Source organism: Microbulbifer mixtoriginis (SeqCode) (genome assembly GCF_052467945.1).
On the sequence record NZ_CP174328.1, the window covers coordinates 1,565,159 to 1,581,574 of the forward strand.

Below are 16,416 nucleotides of genomic sequence, written 5' to 3' on the forward strand. Positions count from 1 at the left end.
TTTTTTTGACCAGCTGGTTTCAGCCACTTGTTCGAAATTAGATGAGAAGAACCCTTTCGCTTTCATCTAAGTTTAGCGGCGGCGTAAGACACTAATCAAATCCAGTAGATAAGAATCGTTCAGAGGGGTAGAGACAAGTTTGTTGAGAAAACACTAGAGGAAGGTGGAGTAACTGGATACTTCTCGGGGGACGAGCTTTGTCTAGAAGTTGCCTTGTTTTAATAGTCGCTAATGACACATACATAACCACTGATGATTAAAGCCCCGGCCAGTGTGAGGAGTCTATCTGGGGCGCAGCCGAATCTTTTCACTGACGGTAAACTGCGACGCCCCAAACTCTGGTCAGACAGCTTCTAATGCTCTTCCAGCAAGGGTGATACGGTGCATTAGGCGGAACTGTCCCTGATAATCATTTTCGGCAGAATGCCAGGTAGAGCGGTTATCCCAAAATGCGACTGAGCCCGGCTCCCAATTGAAGCGGCATGTATAGCCATTAGTGAGCACGTGGGCAAATAGGAAGTTCAATAGAGGTCTACTTTCCTCAGGTGTCCATCCCTCAAAGCGCAGTGTGAACCCTGGATTTACATAGAGAATCTTGCGCCCGTTATCGGGGTGCTGGATTACCACCGGATGAATCGCTTCTCCAACTTCGTTGACGCCCCCAAGTTGTGATGACAAATCTGTTGATTGGTAGTAACCATCCTCACCATATATGTGGACATTGGAATGTACGGCCCTAAGTGTTTCCAGTGTTTGCTTTAGCCCATTGGAAAGACTTTCGTACGCCTTTTGTAGGTTGGCGAAGTGGGTATCGCCTCCGGATTTAGGTAATTCTCTGGCAACCAGAATCGAGCCGAGGGCTGGTTCCGGATCATAAGAATGATCAGTATGCCAGCCACCGCCTACATTGGTTTCCTGATCTTTCTCCTTGCGTACTTCAGCGATGCCTGGATATTCCTGAGTGTGGGTAAAAAACTTATTGATGACAATTTCGCCCCAGCGGCGGGCGAAGGTCAGGTGCTCCTCAGGGGATAGAGACTGGTTGCGAAAAAATAGCACGCCATGATCAGCGAAAGCTTGGCGTAGGTCGCTTAGCTCGGTACTAGATAAATTAGCTAGCTGTATGCCTTCCACGAGCGCACCACAGCCTGTTGAGAACTGAGAGATATGCATGATAGGTGTCGCATCAAATGAATGTCATCGCATAATAAGATATTCGTAAAGAGGTTCAACCTTTTGTAATTCACTTTTCCCAATGATTTTGGCTCTATCAAAATAAAAGGAAATAAAATTAATGAGTTACAAAAATTGATATATTTTGCGTCATATTTCTATAGATCTATAGCAACTATCCCATAACGCAACTTTGATGCTAAGCAAAAAAATCTCAATATTTAATAACTTGATGTACTTCCTGAGTTCCGTGCTGGTTGCACATTCATCTGGTGCGACCTTCTCTAGAAATTACTCTGAATGGCGATATCTCCCACAGAGTAATGGCTATCCTGCGGGTATTAGGTGCCAAAGTGGAGGTTTACAGCCTTACATGTATTCCTACATGCCTTACCCCGTGAGCCCAATTACTACAGTCGCAGCGCCGTAGTGCAGACCCCATACTCCACCGGTGCCACGGGGGTGATCGTGCGGCTGGTAAGAGAAACCATTGCGGATTGATAGCCTCCCGGCTGCCGCTTTATGAAAGCGGCAGCCGGGCTAGGCGTAATAATCCCCCGTGCCCTCAGTCAGGGAAATGGGACAGGGAAGGGGAAACCATGTAGACGATGGACCGGATCAATAAAAAGCTTGGTCACGGGACGCTGTTTCTAGTAGCCGAGGGTATCCAGAAAAAGTGGAAGATACGTCGTCAGGTGTTTACATCGCCTGCTTATACCACTCGGTAGGGGGGATTTGCCGAGAGTGGTGATTTGAGGATTTGGTTAATTTTCAACCTTGTGAATAAATGCCTCGCCCAATCTTTGGCTTTAAGTAGAGAAGATGAAAAACCCTCTTCACTTGTTATACCGATCTGGTAGCACTTACAAAGCCTTTTACTAACTGGTCTGTCAAAGTTGCAGGAATACTATGAAAAATCAATTACAAATATACGATCGAGTAAACGAACTTCTCTGTACTGTACAGGGGAAACCTCTTGCATAATGGTAATTGTCTCTGCTCTTAAGCAAGAATTCCTTCCACTGGTGGGTTTATCCCCCTTTCAAAATACAGTAAATTTCTTTTACTCGGTTACATTCATTCGAATTGAATAGAAAGTCTTTTGGAGTGCAACTAATGCATCTCCGCCTTCTCAATAGGTTCCACTTTAAAATTAAAAATCTACGCTCATTGAGCGTATCTTCAGAGTCTGATTGCCCTCAATATTCGATTATCTCCTCTCCCTTATACGGCTCATTTCTTTTTCAAAAGCTAACTGATTTCGCTCTTCGCTCAAACGAAAGTCGGCTTTAGCCCGCGCCCTGTGAGCTACGCAGAAGGCTGCAGAAGCTTAATGGAGTTGTTACATAGGCTTAGTCGTACAGCTGTCTCTTTGCTTTCCTTATCTTGTAATTTAAGTAGAAAAAGACGAAAAAATTAATCAGCGGAAGTATGCTTAAAATAGAAATAGTCAGTGCAGGCAGCTTCCTGAATAATTTTAGTGATAGTCCACCGACTGTAACCAACAATAGCAATGCACAAGCAGCGCTTAGCGTAATAGATATATCAGATGACAATAGCTCTTTGCGCTTTGCAATTTTAGCTAAAAACCAAAGTGTAAAACTGATATTAAGTGCGATATGCCAATACGTTATTTCTTTTGCGGCTTGATTTCCTAACATCTAACCTCCTTGTGGTGCCCAGAATTCTGGCACTTGAGCGATAAATAGCTCTTTTAGCAATGGCAAATTACGGAGCCAAAGGCAGAGTAATTTGTCCGTTTGTCTAAATCTATTAGGTCTCTCATAGTACGATCTCATTAGCATTGATTGCAGTTGCTCTTGCGCTATAGCTGGTAATATTCTCCCAAGTGCAGTTATGATGCTTGGATATCGTATTTGCAGGAATAATATCGTTATCTACAGTTGTGTGGCCATCCGCTATGACGGTGACAGTGTAGCCAAGCGATAGGGCACACCTTAATGTACTATCTACGCAAAACTCACTTTGCATGCCGCATATAATTAGCTCCTGAATATCTAATCTATCCAGGTGGTCTTTGAGATCGGTGTCCTTGAAAGAGTCTGAGGCCTGCTTTCTTACGTAAATATCTGAGTCTGAGTTCTCTAGCTCTTTTGGAAGTTGCCAGCTCTCTGCCTGATACCTTAAAGCATCTGACTCAGTATCATGCTGAATATAAATGACCGGGGCACCAGCCTGTCTTGCTCGCGACGCAACTAGGTTGATGTTATCGATTGCCCCAAGTGCATTATATGTAGCTCCTTTACCGTGACAAAGAGCGTTTTGAACATCGATAACTAAAAGGGCTTTGCTTTGGGACATTAAGAATCCATATGTTGTTGGTCTGACAGTTACATTGTGACCTTATCACAACGACTATTATTTCATTTGCAAATATACGCCAACTAGCTTCTTCCTGCAGCTAAATTAATAGGCTGCAGCTACTTGGTACTGTAGAGACAAATGGAAAGTGGCCATCATGACCGCTATCAACTTTTCTAGTGATCACGTGGCTCATTGGTTAGAAGGGGGGACATTTGATTTTTAAGAGTCTCCCAGAAATAACAGCGCGATGATCGAAAATTCAATTGAGTATGATTATAAATGGCCCGGTATCAGGTCAGTCCAGGTTGATTTCTGGTGGTAATTTAAGAGGATAAAAAATGTTCAAGACTAATGACTAACTCATCGATATACACAGAATAAAATAGGCTTTTTTCTTAGGCTGCGATTCCCCAGAAAGCTAGCAACTAAGGGGTTTGAGGGCTTCTCTATTAACTACAGGTGCAGTATGTGAGTATCTCAACGGGGTAATGTTGAGCAATGATGACCGTAAGCAAGCTGGGGCGATAAGCGCGTGGTGAGAAAATGCTATTGTAAGAGTTAATCTGGGTCGCCCGTGAATGACTTCTCCTGGCGATGGGAGGAAAATGTCGGCTGAGGTTTGTTTAGTAAGAGTCAACTCAGATTAATGAATCTCTTAGGCTGAGCCCATCACTCTATTGAAAATTTAGGCAATTACCTCTTTTCACTCTTTGTAAATCATGGGTGGAGAGACAGAGTCCGCATTTATTTCTGCTGTATACAATGCTAAGTGACTATGGCCCTTTGTCAAATATTTAAGCCATTTTCTCATCCCAGTAAGTGTTGTTTTTTACCATTGTATTTAGGATGGTAAGTTGTTTCCTCATACATGCGATAAGGGCTACTTTCTTTGGTTTACCAGCAGCGACCAGGCGCTCATACATTGGCTTTAATTTAGGGTGGCATTGTATTGCCGACATCATAGAAACAAACAAAACCGTGCGTACACGATGTCGCCCACCTCGAATATAGCGCTTACCCTGGAAGCTGCCGCTATCACGATTCATCGGGGCGATACCCACAAGGGCTGCAATCTCTTTGCGGTTCAACTTGCCCAGCTCAGGAAGTTCGCTCATTAGCGTGTAAGCCAGTACATTGCCGACTCCTTCTAGCTCTTTTTTGATGGCCTTTAAGATAGCCTGAATGGGCTTGTGAACAGACTTAGGCATTCTCTTGAGGCGATTCTTTTGCATTGTGCTCATTTCTAAGCACTGGTTCCTGACCGTCAGCAAATCACTGATATTTCTTAGTTTTTCTGGTTTGATCGATGACAATCTTGGCTTCATTGCTTCACCAAGATGTGCGATATCAATTGCATCCAGCTTATCTGTTTTTGCGAGCCGCCCCGCTGACTTTGCAAAGTTTCTTACTTGTGAAGGATTGCAAACAACTATCGGCAGTCCCGCTTTATGAGCAGCACAGACAAATTCTAATTCTAGCCTTCCTGTGGACTCGATCAATACTCTTTCAGGTTTAAGAGGTTGTAGTTGTTTAATGGCATCCTTAATACCATTTTTATCATTGGTAACACTAAAGAATTGGCCATTAGGTCTCACATAAATATCGAGTTGTTTACTGCTGGTATCGATACCGACATTGATCTCTTGAGGTTCCATAAGATAAGCTATCTCCGCCTTGCTATTCGGGCTCGAGGCCCACATGACTATTCGAGTTATGCCTAGTGAGTGTCTGTCACGTTCATACTTGTTAACGGTCTTTATGAACCGGCGCAGCAACGAACTGTGACAAACAAGGCCTTCGGTGGCCGCCGAAGGTGGGTCTCAATTTACCCGTTAGCGAAAAGGATTTTCAACATCAGAATCGGACAAGAACAACCATACAAAAGCAGCACGATTGCCCACAAAATATGTGGGCTGGACGGCCTACGCTTTGCTTCGGCCGCCCGTGTGCTAGGCGTTATGTTTTAGAGGATCTAGCTTGATAGTTCATTTCACGAGAGAGTTCGAACATCTTTGCTCAATCCTGTCGTCTCGCTCATTCAGGTTAAGCTACTGTGGTGAGTACTTTGGAGACAAGACTGGCAAGGTTATATCGAGAGCCGCACATCCTATGGTTTCTTTCAGTGACTATAGCGATGTCGAGTTGCTTACAAAAGTCGTAACGTATGGTGGATATGGTGTGGCACTTACTAAGAATTGGGCATTGAATCAAGGTCTAAGTCCAGTCAATTACGTCGAGAAAAATTCTCCTGCAGCCCAAGGGTTAGTTTCACTATTAAAAGCACGCCAGAGAAAAATAATTCCTAGTACACTTCGCTTGCCAATTATTCAACTTAAGTGTTTCACTAAGCATGTGTATGGGTTCAATAGCTACTTTAATGAATCAAACTTCGACTTCAAGGCTGAAAATGAATGGCGGTTTGTGCCAAGTCGCAAACAAATTGGTGGAAATAGAATATCCGAAAATTTTTCTACATATGACAAGAATCGTGATAAGTACAATAAACGACTAGAAAAATATCCATTGCGTTTTAGCTATTCTGACGTGGCATTTGTATACGTCAAAACAGAGCCTGAACGTCAAAGGATATTGACTTTAGCGCACCTACCAGAATGCAAAGTTAAGCTTAAGCGCTGGAAAGAAAAAACATAACAAAGCAATGCAGCACAGCCATTTCGTGGCTTGGACAGACTAGTCGTCGCTTGTTTTGTGCATGGCTACGCCATTGCTGCATAAAACAATCAACAACTAGTCTGCCGCTGATTGCGGCTTTAGCTGCTCCTAATCATTTACACTCAATATCAAGGGACGATGATGAAAGATATAACCAGAATTAATCATGTAGGATTGAGAGTTAGAGATTTGGATGTCTCTCGTGAATTCTATGGCAAGCTAGGTTTTGAGTTTATAGTTGGCCCAGTTGGCCCTGAGCCAGTAGCTATAGTTGAGCATCCATCAGGAGTTAACATCAACTTGATCCTTAATGCTTCAAAGGATGCACCAAGGAAAAATGTGCTAATGGAAGGTGATATGAAATATCCAGGCTATACGCACATCGCTTTAGAAATAACAGATTATGATTCAGCCAAAAGTAACGTCGAAGCTCTGGGTTTTCCTATAACAGGTGAAGTCGAATACAACGGGGCTCAGTTTTTCTTTATAAGAGATCCAGATGACAATGTTATAGAGTTCCATCAACCAACACGCAGCTAACAAAGCATTCCAGGTGGCGCCTACGGCACACCTGAGTGCGGCGTTACATGCCTTAGGAAATATTGCGCCAAGCCAAAAGGAAATATGTAAAAAATTCGATGCAATGCCACTTCCCTCCAATGAAGGCGAAAAGCTAGGTATAGCTATCGAAACTATTGGTAAGGCGCCAATTAATGGCTTGCGACATAATCCCGAGAATGGAACATGTGGCTGGTATATCTGGTGCGGCGAAGAAATGTCCGAAGACGCAGATTTTTTCAAGCCATTGCATGTTAGCCATATATCAGAGTATCTACCTGAAGTAGAGCAGTATTTATCATTGCCTCCAGGTTATAGATTCTTGGTCGCTGGCGAGTACGAGGACGTATGGCATGATCCACAGATCACCAGCATGTAACAAGTCGCAGCAATCGCTCCCGTTGGTCGCTGGGACAGCCAAAACGCTGCGCTTATTTGTCTGCCCCTGTGCGGGGCGTTATATTTATTAGGCCACTATGAGTAGACAACTAGTTGTTCTTGACTTGGATGAAACACTAATTCACTCATGCCATGAATGGATTGGTAAGAAACCAAGTTTTTCTATATCAAATGCGATGGTGCATATGAGGCCCGGAGCCGAGAGACTCCTTGCAGAATTGTCCGAGCATTTCGCTTTAGCGGTTTGGACAGCGTCTTATGGCCTGTATACTCAGGATATCGTTAAAAGACTTTTTGGTGGTGTAGATAACCTAGAGTTTCTTTTGACCAGGGAAGATTGCGTTCAAATAACTGAAAATGACGGTTATGATGTGTTTGTCAAAGATACAAGAAAAATCGTTGAGCTAGGTTGGAGCTACGAAAATTTTATAGTCATTGATGATAAGCCACATCTGGTGAAGTCTGAATACAATAATGTGATCGAAGTTAAACCATACTACGGCAGTGCCATTGATGAAGAGCTTTTCACTTTGGCAGATCAAATTGTGTCGCTAAAGGGTAGCAACCTAAAGAATGCGGCAAAAATATAACAAACGCGTGCATTTGACCTCCGCTGCGCTGCGGCAAATGACGCGGGCGTTATCTGGCGTGAAGTTGAACCAGTGGGGCATTAATCGACCGAGACTCAAATGAAACTCGACAGCGGGATCCGGTTAGAAAGCGACGGCGAGCAAGCTGACTTGTATGCACTTGACGAAATCAACACAGCGCTGGCGCCGATCGGCGCCCGGATTTGGGCGCAGGATTGGTCGGGCCTCTCCAACGACCTTAAGGCCTTTTTGGCCGATCCCAAACCTTCGACGGAGCGTGTCGCGGAAGTGATGCCACACTTTCTGCTATCCCGTGAACGTCTACTGGAAATCATCGCCCAGGCAGGACGCGAGCCCCATATTCCCGGAGGCGGAGAGCTGACCACACTGGACGAGACCCATGGCGTTTCCTATCCGCAACTGTATGTCGCACAGGAAGGTGAGGACTTTTCGCGTTTTGACCGAATGCATGTGAACATTAGCGCCGGCGGGACGCCTGTCGATGACGTGGTACAACTTCTCTGCGGCAGCGGTTTTGTTGTGCACTTCCGTATTCCTTCGGGCGAGACGTTCAAAGTATATCTTGCCTGCCCCACACCCGATGCTGGCTGGCTTTTAACTTTTGATTGCGCCACCCCATTTATCGGCAGCTTTAGCGGCGCTTCGGCTGGGGCCAAAGCCGTCACCCAAGTCATCGGCCCGGCACGCTGGAGAATGGAGTATCTTGAATAAAGATGTCTGCGCAGCTAACGGACGCGTTCAATCAATGGAAAATGGCAACAGCCAGATAACAACGCGTTGCACCGGAATAAGGGCGTCGTCCTTCCTCCAGCTACCCAACCAAACGAACGCCCTTACCTGGTGAACGCCACCGTTATCGCCTCCCTTTCCAAAGCTGGTAACTACTCTCAATCACTCGGTGAATATGCCGACGAAACTCCTGCGGCAGCTGCGCATATAGACGAGCTATAAGTGGCGGAAAGGGAGCCTGCGCAAAGTGGTGCCGGTTCTCGGCCCCGTACACCTCGGCCAAAGTAATCCCCACCGTCTCACACCAGACCGGCAGCAGCTCCGCCGCTATCTTCTGCTTGCCTGTTTCCATTTTCGAAACTTGAGATGGTGTTAGCCCCAGCTGGTTGGCCAATTGTGCGATCGTCTTCCCCTTCAATTTCCGTGCGTTGCGCAGGTGTTCGCCCAGTGTCCCGGCCTCCAACATCTAGCCGTATTAGGTACTTCCGTAATAACAAATTTTCGATTTTTGAAATAAACCGCATTTTGCATTGCTAAATTAGAAATAATCCAGAATCTCCGTTCATAAACTGTGAAATTGTTAGTAATGTTCCGGTGTTTGTCGCCAAAAGCCCGAATAAATCACTATAGGGAACCTGGTGGCTAGAAGTCGCCGAGGCACTTGCCTTTGGTGGTTAGGATTTGTCGTTCCTACAAGGAGGTAGACCATGCCTTTGACCGCTCATGTTCAACAACTTCACTACGTCAACAATCTATGTACCGGCCTGGAACGGGTTGCGGATTGTCCGAATCAGCTGGCCCGTAAAGCCTTGCTGCAGCTTATTGGCGAGGAGGTAGGGCTCGTGCTTGAAGGTGTTATCTGCGCTTATGAGCAAAAGACCCCAGGGGGAAGATCTGCAATTGAGGAGGCTGCCTGACTGCTTTGTAGAGTCGGTGCCGTGAGTGGTACCGGCCTCATAGTCATCCATTGCCTTTGCCGGTTGCTACCCTCTAGCAATAAACTGTATAAATATACAGTATTTAGGGTTTCCAGAATAAATCTTTCCCCACTCTATGGCCACGGCATTGCCTGTGGCTTTCCCTCTCCCGCCGATGACCACAAGGAGGCGGCTCTCAGCCTGGATGAGCATCTGATCAGCAAGCCGGCGGCGACCTTTATGGCGCGGGCGAATGGGGATTCCATGATGGGGCTTGGCATCTTTGACAAGGATCTATTGATTATCGCTCGCTAACCCCTGCCCATGGTGATGTGGTGGTGGTGGCCCTGGATGGGCAGCTCACCTGCAAGGTGCTGGATCAGCAGCAGGGGCGGCTGCTCTCTGCCAATGATGACTACGCCCCAATCCCTATTTGGGAGGGGCAGGAATTGATTGTGGAGGGGGTGGTAAAGGCTTCGGTGCGTTACCATCGGCCGCGCTAAATGCTGGTATTGGTGGACTGCAATAGCTGCTACGCCAGCTGCGAGCAGATATTCCGACGGGACCTGCGCGGGCGCCCGGTGGTGGTGCTCTCCAATAACGATGGCTTTGTGGTGGCGCGCTCCAAAGAGGCAAAGCTATTGGGCATTGGCGACCTGGAGCCCTTCTTTAAGGTTCAGCACCTGCTGCGCGCGCATCGGGTGGCCATCTTCTCCAGTAATTATCCCCTGTATGGCGATATCTCCCACCGGGTAATGACCACTCTGCGGGGGTTCGGCCCCAATGTGGAGGTCTATAGCATTGATGAGATGTTTTTGGACCTGCACGGGCTGCAGGAAGATTGGAGCGATTACGGCCGCAAGATCCGCAACATCCTGTGGCGCAATATTCGTATGCCTGTCGGTGTGGGAATCGCCCCCAGTAAAACCCTGGCCAAGCTCGCTAACCGCGCGGCCAAGAAAATCCCCAAGTGCGATGGCGTCTGTGCATTGGATACGCCACAGAAGTGGCAATGGATGCAGCGCCGCACCGCCGTCAATGATGTGTGGGGTATAGGCCGACGCCTCACCAAGCGCCTGGCGGATTTCGGTATAGAGACCGCCTATGACCTGGCGCAGGCTAACCCGAAAATTTTGCGCCGTCGTATCAACGTGAATATTGAGCGCACTATTGAAGAATTGAACGGGATTCCCTGCCTGGGCTTGGAGGAAGAGCCCCCAGCGAAGAAGCAGATCTATTGCACCCGCTCCTTCGGTGAAAAGCTCACCGAGCTAGCGCTGATACTTCAGGCCGCCACCCTCTACGCAAGCAGGGCCGCAGAGAAACTACGCACACAGAAATCGCTGGTTAAGTCGATCCATCTATTCCTGCACACCTCACCCCATGAACCCAACTACTACAGCCGCAGCGCCGTAGTGCAGACCCCATACCCCACCGACGACACACGGGTAATCGTGCGGCTGGTAAGAGAGGCCATTGCCGATTTATACCGCCCCGGCTGCCGCTTTATGAAAGCAGGCGTCGGGCTAATCGAGATAATCCCCCGCGCCCTGGGGCAGGGTGATTTGTTCACCCCGGGGCAATGCGTTAGGGCAGGGCAGACCATGCAAGCGATGGACAGGATCAATAAAAAGTTCGGTCGCGGGACGCTGTTTCTAGGTGCTGAGGGGATTCAGAAAAAATGGAAGATGAGGCAGGCATTTACATCGCCTGCCTATACCACCCGATCGGGGGGTTGCCGAGGGTGGTAACTTGAGTTGTTTAAGAAATACACCTTAGTCTGGCAATTTCAAGTGTTAAGTAATCAACTCTCAATAGGGGTGTCTATGAGTTTGTTTTCTGGGGTGTGACAATTATTTTCTGGTTTGAAGTATACTCTGGCAGCAGCATCAAAATCTTCACAGTGATGGATTTGACGGGCATTAAAACAGTCAATGTCAGAAAATCTCCCAAGTTGAATCAATACGTCACTAATTAACTCCCTATGGATTAAAGGGTTTTCGATAGAAAATCCTATCTTTGCACCATTTATCTGTACCCCATCTTTCACTTGAAAAAATAGCTGGTTTGATAATTCTGAGTAGGTGCCATAAATTTCTATTATTTTTTCTTGAGTAAAAGGTACCTCAGGATAGGTAATTTTCATTTCGGCATTTTCGAATTTTTCATCTAAATAGAGCAGGTAAGGCTGGGCGGCATCTTCTTTAAGGCCGGTAGGATCAATATTGAATTCGATTTTTTTATTTCTTGGAAAGCAATTCTGATAGAGTGCGCCCGTATCAGAAAATGTAATCTTGAGTTTTGTTTCAAGTTCTGAAAGCAAATCGAAGAATTCTTTTCTGTGGGTAAAATAGTTTGAGAAAGAGTTTTGGAGTTCCACTCTTTTTAGGCTCTCGGCAGACTGAGCTGATCTATGATTTGTCGCTATGAATGCTGTAAATGGCAGTGCAAGAGAAAAAACAGCGATAGGAAATTTATAGATGTCGAAGAGCCGATTTAAGCCAACATAAGTTGGATCCCAGGGAAGGTCTAGCCGAGCGGCTATCCAGACAGCGGAGATTATCGCAAGGAACAGAGGAATGTAGAAAGCCGCCTTAAACCAGCCTATCTGCCAAAGAGTGCGCTCCTCAATGGGCCCCTTTGGCGACCGCCAGTTTACAAGTCTTGCCCATGCTACCTTAAAGCCTATTTCAGCCATATGTCTTTCCATTTTTTGACATCGGCGAATTATTAAATTTGGCAGTATTGATGTCTAGTGGCCATATCATTTTACGCCTGCGAATATGGAGGCGAGTGCGTTTTGAACTAATTGATCAGGAGAAGAAGCTCAGTAAGAGACTATGAAGAGATACATGAGGAGAAGGCAATTATTTAAGAATCAACTTTGAAAATGGGTGCACCAAATTTGCACCAAAAAATATCTAACTTGTTGATTCTGATAGAGTGCGTGGTGCCCGGGGCCGGACTTGAACCGGCACGGCCGTGAAGCCGGGAGATTTTAAGTCTTATATAACTCATTGATTAGTAAGACATTTTTGTTTTTGCTGGGTGTTTTGGCCACTTCAAGGTCATTTTATCCTGCTATTTTGGCCAAGCCTGATTCGGTACTGTACCGAAATATGTTCCGTGTACCAAAGGAATGACGCCCACAAACACCACGAGTGGGCTTTATTTTCTCTCTCATGTCGCATAAAGTAGACCTGCCAATAGAGACATGGGTAGTTATGTTGCCCTTAGGCACGGACTTTCAAGAAAGGATGCAGACCATGACAAGACGACAGTTCTAAGCGGGCTCTTCTGCCTAGCTAACTAATACCCCCCAACAGATTTTAAAGCTTGGTCAATAGCGACCCGGCCATCCCTTTGCCTGGAGAACTACTATGGAAGACTTGATACTTGTGCAAGAGCAGCTTGAAAAGGGCATGAGAGAATACGGTGTAAGCCGCTACCTCAAGGCGATAGAACGTCGCAAGCAGCATGGTGAAGAAGCCGATACAAGTTACGGTAAAACTCTAATCAAGCGCTCGCTTCTCATTTGTGAAGAGGCCCTACGAGAGGATATGGAGCGTGATAGTAATGCTGTTGGTAGGCACAACAAGGCTTTGAAGTATCTCAGGCAAGGCGAGCTAAAGCCCTTGATATTCATTGCAATGCGCTTCCTTTTTAATGGCATCAGCGCAGGACGGCAGCTTCAGACACTATGCAGGCAAATTGGCCAAGCCATTATGGATGAGGTTAATGGGCAGGCTTACAGAGAGCAGTTCAAGGAGAGTGGCAAGAAGCTACAGCAGCAAGCTGCGAAGCGTGTTGGATATACCTATAGGCGCGAACTGTTCAGGGCTTTCCAGAACAATAGTGAGGACTTCACAACTGACCGCTGGGATACGGATACCCAGGTGGTGGTGGGTGCGAAGATGATTAGCATCATTATTGAAAAGACTGGACTCTTCTATATCCAGAGTACAAGGGAGAAGCACAAGTCCTGCAAGTATCTCTTACCGACCAAAGCCTGTTTGGATGCCATTGAGAACCATGTGGAAATGATGAGTGAGATTTGTGTGAGCTATCAGCCAATGGTCATCCCACCTAATAAATGGGAGGAGGGCAGTGCAAAGGGAGGCGGCTACATATCTCCTTGGGTTAAGCCATTGCACATGGTCAAAACACGTAATGAAACCTACCTTTCAGACCTTGCTCACATGGAGTTGAAGGAGGTCAGGTCAGCTTTGAATGCAGCTCAGGAAACGGCTTGGAAGATAAACCTCAGTGTGCTGGAAGTTATGGAGAAGGCTTACGAACTGAACAACGGCATGGCAGAGCTGCCTTTGCGCATAGATGAAGACCCAATCCCGGCACCGCACGAGAATGCTACTGAAGAGGAAGTTGATGAGTACCGGCAAGACCGTCGAAATCAGTTTCAGCGCATCCGGGCTAACAAAGGTCGTCGCATCCAGTTTGTGGGGACGCTCACATGTGCCCAACGCTACAAAGAGTTTGAGAATATCTACTTTCCGTATCAACTGGATTTCCGAGGGCGTCTTTACTCAGTTACTAATGGATCGCTATCACCTCAAGGAGCTGACTTTAGTAAGGGCCTGCTGCACTTTGCTGAAGCTAAGCCTCTAGGGGAGCGTGGGCTGTACTGGCTTAAAGTCCACATGGCAAACCTCATGGGGGTAGATAAAGTGAGCTTTGATGAGCGAGTGGCTTACGTGGATGAGAACTGGGGAGAGTTCATTAAGTGTGGTAAAGACCCACTGGCGAATCTACTTTGGACTGAGGCTGATAAGCCCTGGCAAGCATTGGCAGTGTGCCTTGAGCTGGTTGGGGTGGATATGGAAGGCGAAGATTTTGCCAGCCGGATTCCTATCGCCTTAGATGGGTCGTGCTCTGGGCTCCAGAATCTCGGGGCCTGCTTAAGGTGTGAGGACACAGGAAGGGAGGTCAACTTGCTGCCCGCTGATAAGCCTGCTGACATCTACCAAAAGGTTGCTGACAGGGTAATTGCGTCTCTTGCGCTCGTCAGCCCTACTAAGTGCGACAAGGAGGCAGCGATAGATGCTGCTAAGGAGCAAATGAAACTGGTTGCGGCTGAGCATGGCATCACTACTCCTAAGAGGTTGGCCAACACCATAGAGAAAGCGTTGAGTGACTGCCCCAGAGATAAGCTGAGTGATGCGGCTAAGGAAATGCGTAGCACTTACCATCGTGTAGTAGAAGGATGGGCTTGGTTGAAATTCGGTATCTCCCGCAAGACTACTAAGCGAGCTGTGATGACCTTTCCGTATGGCTCCAAGAAGTTCGGCTTCAAGGAGCAGCTGATGGAGGATATTCTCATCCCAACCTACAGGGAGCTTTCCACAAAGTTACAGCAGGGGGAAATCACACAGAAGGAGTATGAAGAGCAGTGGCCTTTCAGCGGAAGAGGGCACCTAGCCGCTAATGTACTGGCTGATGAAATCTACTCAGCTGTAAAAGCGACAGTTGTTAAAGCTTCTGAAGCTATGGACTGGATGCAACAGACGGCTCGCCTTGTTACTAGGTCCGGCCGCACTATCAGCTGGACAACGCCTTTAGGTTTCCCTGTTCAGCAACGGTACTTTGAAACTAAGGAGAGGAGAGTCCGCACAACCCTATGCGGTGAGACATATTGGCCACGCTTAGCTGAAGCAACTGATAAGCCTGATACGCGCGCCTCTGCTAATGCAATCTCTCCCAATGTGGTGCATAGCCTAGATGCCAGTCATCTAATGATGGTGGTCGGGTTGTCTGCTAAGGGGGGTATCAATAGCTTTGCACTCATCCATGATTCATTCGGAACACATGCAGCGGATACCGATAAGCTTTTCTGGCTGATTCGTCGTGCCTTCGTTGAGCTTTACCAGGAGAACTACTTAGTGCGACTTAAGGGGCAGCTCACTGCTCAAGTTAATCCTGAATATAGAGAGGATGTACCGGAGCTACCAGAAGAAGGACAACTAGACTTGGAGGCAATCCTGAAGTCCGCCTATGCATTTGCCTAGCAGGTCTACTTAGCGATACATGCGGGGTGTTTTGTTGCCCTCAGGCACAGAAATTTAGTGCCCCGCAATTTGTTGCCCTTAGGCACAGATATTTCCAATCGGCTTTTTGTTGCCCCTAGGCACAGAAAAATTAGCTGAACCGAAAAGGTGATTATATGAACCCACTTACAGCTATTTACACACATTACATTGATAAAGGTCTGTCTATCCCGACTGAGGTTTTAAAGCGGGCAGAACAGGCTGGTATTAATGTTTCTCAATTCACTATGAAAGGTATTAATAAGATTGGCTAAGACAATTCTAACCCCGGTTACTCCTGCAAAGTTTCCTCACCTTGTAACCCCAAACGATCATTTCAATAAGGAAAATCCGACTTACGAAACTAAGCAAGTCTTTGACATGGAAAATGAAGAACATGTCGCTTGGCTTGAAAGGTTCCGAGAGTACGGTAAAAAACTTGTTGAAGACTTCCGAGCAGAGATTGTTAAGAAGGGGGGCAAGCCTGCTGCACAGGCAAAGAAAGCAGAAGTAATCCTTCCAATTGAAGAAGATTACGATGTTGAAGGTGAGGGCGAAGATCAAACCTTTACGGCCAACGGCAACTTTGTTTTGAAGATGAAGCAATACTCCCTTTATAAGGATAAGAAAACGGGAGAGATGAAGATGCGCACAGTACCGCTGATTGATACTGCCAAGAACCCAGTGAAGACAGGAGATTTCTACTCTGGCTCCAAATTGGTTGTTGCCTTCCGGCCAAATGTTTCCATGGTACAGGGCAAGCTTTACCTCACCTGTTATATAGAAGCTGTGCAGATACATGAGCTAGCAACCGGGCACTCTGCGCTTGATGCTTTTGGTGTGTTTGAAGATGGCTTTAAAGGTGCTGCAACTTCTGATGAGTCAACGCCTGATTCCGATGAAGAAGGTTCTGAGGGTGCCTCCGTAAATACTGGAGAGGACGCCCCCAATTTCAACTTTTAAAGGATACAAGCAAGACGCTACGCATAT

General features: G+C 46.7%; 18 protein-coding genes and 1 pseudogene. 13 read left to right on the top strand and 6 right to left on the bottom strand.

The window, feature by feature from the left end; all coding sequences use genetic code 11:
- Positions 1-342: 342 nt before the first annotated feature.
- The gene (locus ACJJIJ_RS06910; RefSeq protein WP_444939037.1) at positions 343-1,173 is read right to left on the bottom strand and encodes a TauD/TfdA dioxygenase family protein; all 831 of its coding nucleotides are present in this window, start codon (positions 1,171-1,173) and stop codon (positions 343-345) included.
- A gap of 345 nt (positions 1,174-1,518) precedes the next feature.
- Here ACJJIJ_RS06910 and ACJJIJ_RS06915 point away from each other — a divergent pair, with 345 nt between their 5' ends.
- Together ACJJIJ_RS06915 and ACJJIJ_RS06920 are read left to right on the top strand one after the other, a co-directional pair.
- Positions 1,519-1,674 (top strand): hypothetical protein, encoded by a 156-nt coding sequence (locus ACJJIJ_RS06915; RefSeq protein WP_444900832.1) that lies wholly within the window; start codon positions 1,519-1,521, stop codon positions 1,672-1,674.
- A 107-nt stretch (positions 1,675-1,781) separates the two neighbouring features.
- Entirely contained in the window at positions 1,782-1,901 is a 120-nt protein-coding gene (locus tag ACJJIJ_RS06920) for a DUF4113 domain-containing protein (RefSeq protein ID WP_444939038.1), read from the top strand.
- Positions 1,902-2,525: 624 nt separating this feature from the next.
- Here the strand turns inward: ACJJIJ_RS06920 and ACJJIJ_RS06925 are convergent.
- The 3 genes from ACJJIJ_RS06925 to ACJJIJ_RS06935 form a co-directional block, all read right to left on the bottom strand.
- Positions 2,526-2,834, bottom strand: coding sequence for a hypothetical protein (locus ACJJIJ_RS06925; protein WP_444939039.1), 309 nt, complete (start codon positions 2,832-2,834; stop codon positions 2,526-2,528).
- Positions 2,835-2,955: 121 nt separating this feature from the next.
- On the bottom strand, positions 2,956-3,495 hold the full coding sequence (locus ACJJIJ_RS06930) for a cysteine hydrolase family protein (protein ID WP_444939040.1): 540 nt from the start codon (positions 3,493-3,495) through the stop codon (positions 2,956-2,958).
- Positions 3,496-4,292: 797 nt separating this feature from the next.
- Positions 4,293-5,153 carry an IS110 family transposase gene (locus ACJJIJ_RS06935; RefSeq protein WP_444939041.1) on the bottom strand — a complete coding sequence of 287 codons (861 nt, stop codon included), beginning with the start codon at positions 5,151-5,153 and terminating at the stop codon, positions 4,293-4,295.
- 322 nt (positions 5,154-5,475) lie between these two features.
- Between ACJJIJ_RS06935 and ACJJIJ_RS06940 the strand changes: the two genes are divergently transcribed.
- The 5 genes from ACJJIJ_RS06940 (at position 5,476) to ACJJIJ_RS06960 (ending at position 8,450) form a co-directional block, all read left to right on the top strand.
- Complete coding sequence (locus ACJJIJ_RS06940; RefSeq protein ID WP_444939042.1) at positions 5,476-6,150, top strand: abortive infection system antitoxin AbiGi family protein; 675 nt, start codon at positions 5,476-5,478, stop codon at positions 6,148-6,150.
- A gap of 162 nt (positions 6,151-6,312) precedes the next feature.
- Positions 6,313-6,711 (top strand): VOC family protein, encoded by a 399-nt coding sequence (locus ACJJIJ_RS06945; RefSeq protein ID WP_444939043.1) that lies wholly within the window; start codon positions 6,313-6,315, stop codon positions 6,709-6,711.
- Between the two features lie 13 nt (positions 6,712-6,724).
- Complete coding sequence (locus ACJJIJ_RS06950) at positions 6,725-7,108, top strand: immunity protein Imm33 domain-containing protein (protein ID WP_444939044.1); 384 nt, start codon at positions 6,725-6,727, stop codon at positions 7,106-7,108.
- Positions 7,109-7,205: 97 nt separating this feature from the next.
- Positions 7,206-7,718, top strand: coding sequence for an HAD family hydrolase (locus ACJJIJ_RS06955; RefSeq protein WP_444939045.1), 513 nt, complete (start codon positions 7,206-7,208; stop codon positions 7,716-7,718).
- A 99-nt stretch (positions 7,719-7,817) separates the two neighbouring features.
- Complete coding sequence (locus ACJJIJ_RS06960) at positions 7,818-8,450, top strand: hypothetical protein (RefSeq protein WP_444939046.1); 633 nt, start codon at positions 7,818-7,820, stop codon at positions 8,448-8,450.
- 142 nt (positions 8,451-8,592) lie between these two features.
- Here ACJJIJ_RS06960 and ACJJIJ_RS06965 read toward each other — a convergent pair whose 3' ends face one another.
- Positions 8,593-8,934 carry a helix-turn-helix domain-containing protein gene (locus tag ACJJIJ_RS06965; RefSeq protein WP_444939047.1) on the bottom strand — a complete coding sequence of 114 codons (342 nt, stop codon included), beginning with the start codon at positions 8,932-8,934 and terminating at the stop codon, positions 8,593-8,595.
- 241 nt (positions 8,935-9,175) lie between these two features.
- Between ACJJIJ_RS06965 and ACJJIJ_RS06970 the strand changes: the two genes are divergently transcribed.
- From ACJJIJ_RS06970 to ACJJIJ_RS06980, 3 genes and pseudogenes are all read left to right on the top strand, one after another.
- Complete coding sequence (locus ACJJIJ_RS06970; RefSeq protein ID WP_444939048.1) at positions 9,176-9,385, top strand: hypothetical protein; 210 nt, start codon at positions 9,176-9,178, stop codon at positions 9,383-9,385.
- A 21-nt stretch (positions 9,386-9,406) separates the two neighbouring features.
- A pseudogene (locus ACJJIJ_RS06975) lies at positions 9,407-9,888 on the top strand (LexA family protein).
- On the top strand, positions 9,889-11,136 hold the full coding sequence (locus tag ACJJIJ_RS06980) for a Y-family DNA polymerase (RefSeq protein ID WP_444939049.1): 1,248 nt from the start codon (positions 9,889-9,891) through the stop codon (positions 11,134-11,136). It begins immediately after the preceding pseudogene.
- 53 nt (positions 11,137-11,189) lie between these two features.
- On the opposite strand, the gene ACJJIJ_RS06985 is transcribed toward ACJJIJ_RS06980, so the two are convergent.
- A complete protein-coding gene (locus ACJJIJ_RS06985) occupies positions 11,190-12,083 on the bottom strand; it encodes a hypothetical protein (RefSeq protein WP_444939050.1) in 894 nt (297 codons plus the stop codon).
- A gap of 682 nt (positions 12,084-12,765) precedes the next feature.
- Between ACJJIJ_RS06985 and ACJJIJ_RS06990 the strand changes: the two genes are divergently transcribed.
- The 3 genes from ACJJIJ_RS06990 (at position 12,766) to ACJJIJ_RS07000 (ending at position 16,389) form a co-directional block, all read left to right on the top strand.
- The gene (locus ACJJIJ_RS06990) at positions 12,766-15,408 is read left to right on the top strand and encodes a DNA-directed RNA polymerase (RefSeq protein WP_444939051.1); all 2,643 of its coding nucleotides are present in this window, start codon (positions 12,766-12,768) and stop codon (positions 15,406-15,408) included.
- A gap of 155 nt (positions 15,409-15,563) precedes the next feature.
- The gene (locus tag ACJJIJ_RS06995; protein WP_444939052.1) at positions 15,564-15,701 is read left to right on the top strand and encodes a hypothetical protein; all 138 of its coding nucleotides are present in this window, start codon (positions 15,564-15,566) and stop codon (positions 15,699-15,701) included.
- Positions 15,694-16,389 carry a hypothetical protein gene (locus tag ACJJIJ_RS07000; RefSeq protein ID WP_444939053.1) on the top strand — a complete coding sequence of 232 codons (696 nt, stop codon included), beginning with the start codon at positions 15,694-15,696 and terminating at the stop codon, positions 16,387-16,389. The genes ACJJIJ_RS06995 and ACJJIJ_RS07000 overlap by 8 nt, the downstream gene beginning before the upstream one ends.
- Positions 16,390-16,416 lie beyond the last annotated feature (27 nt).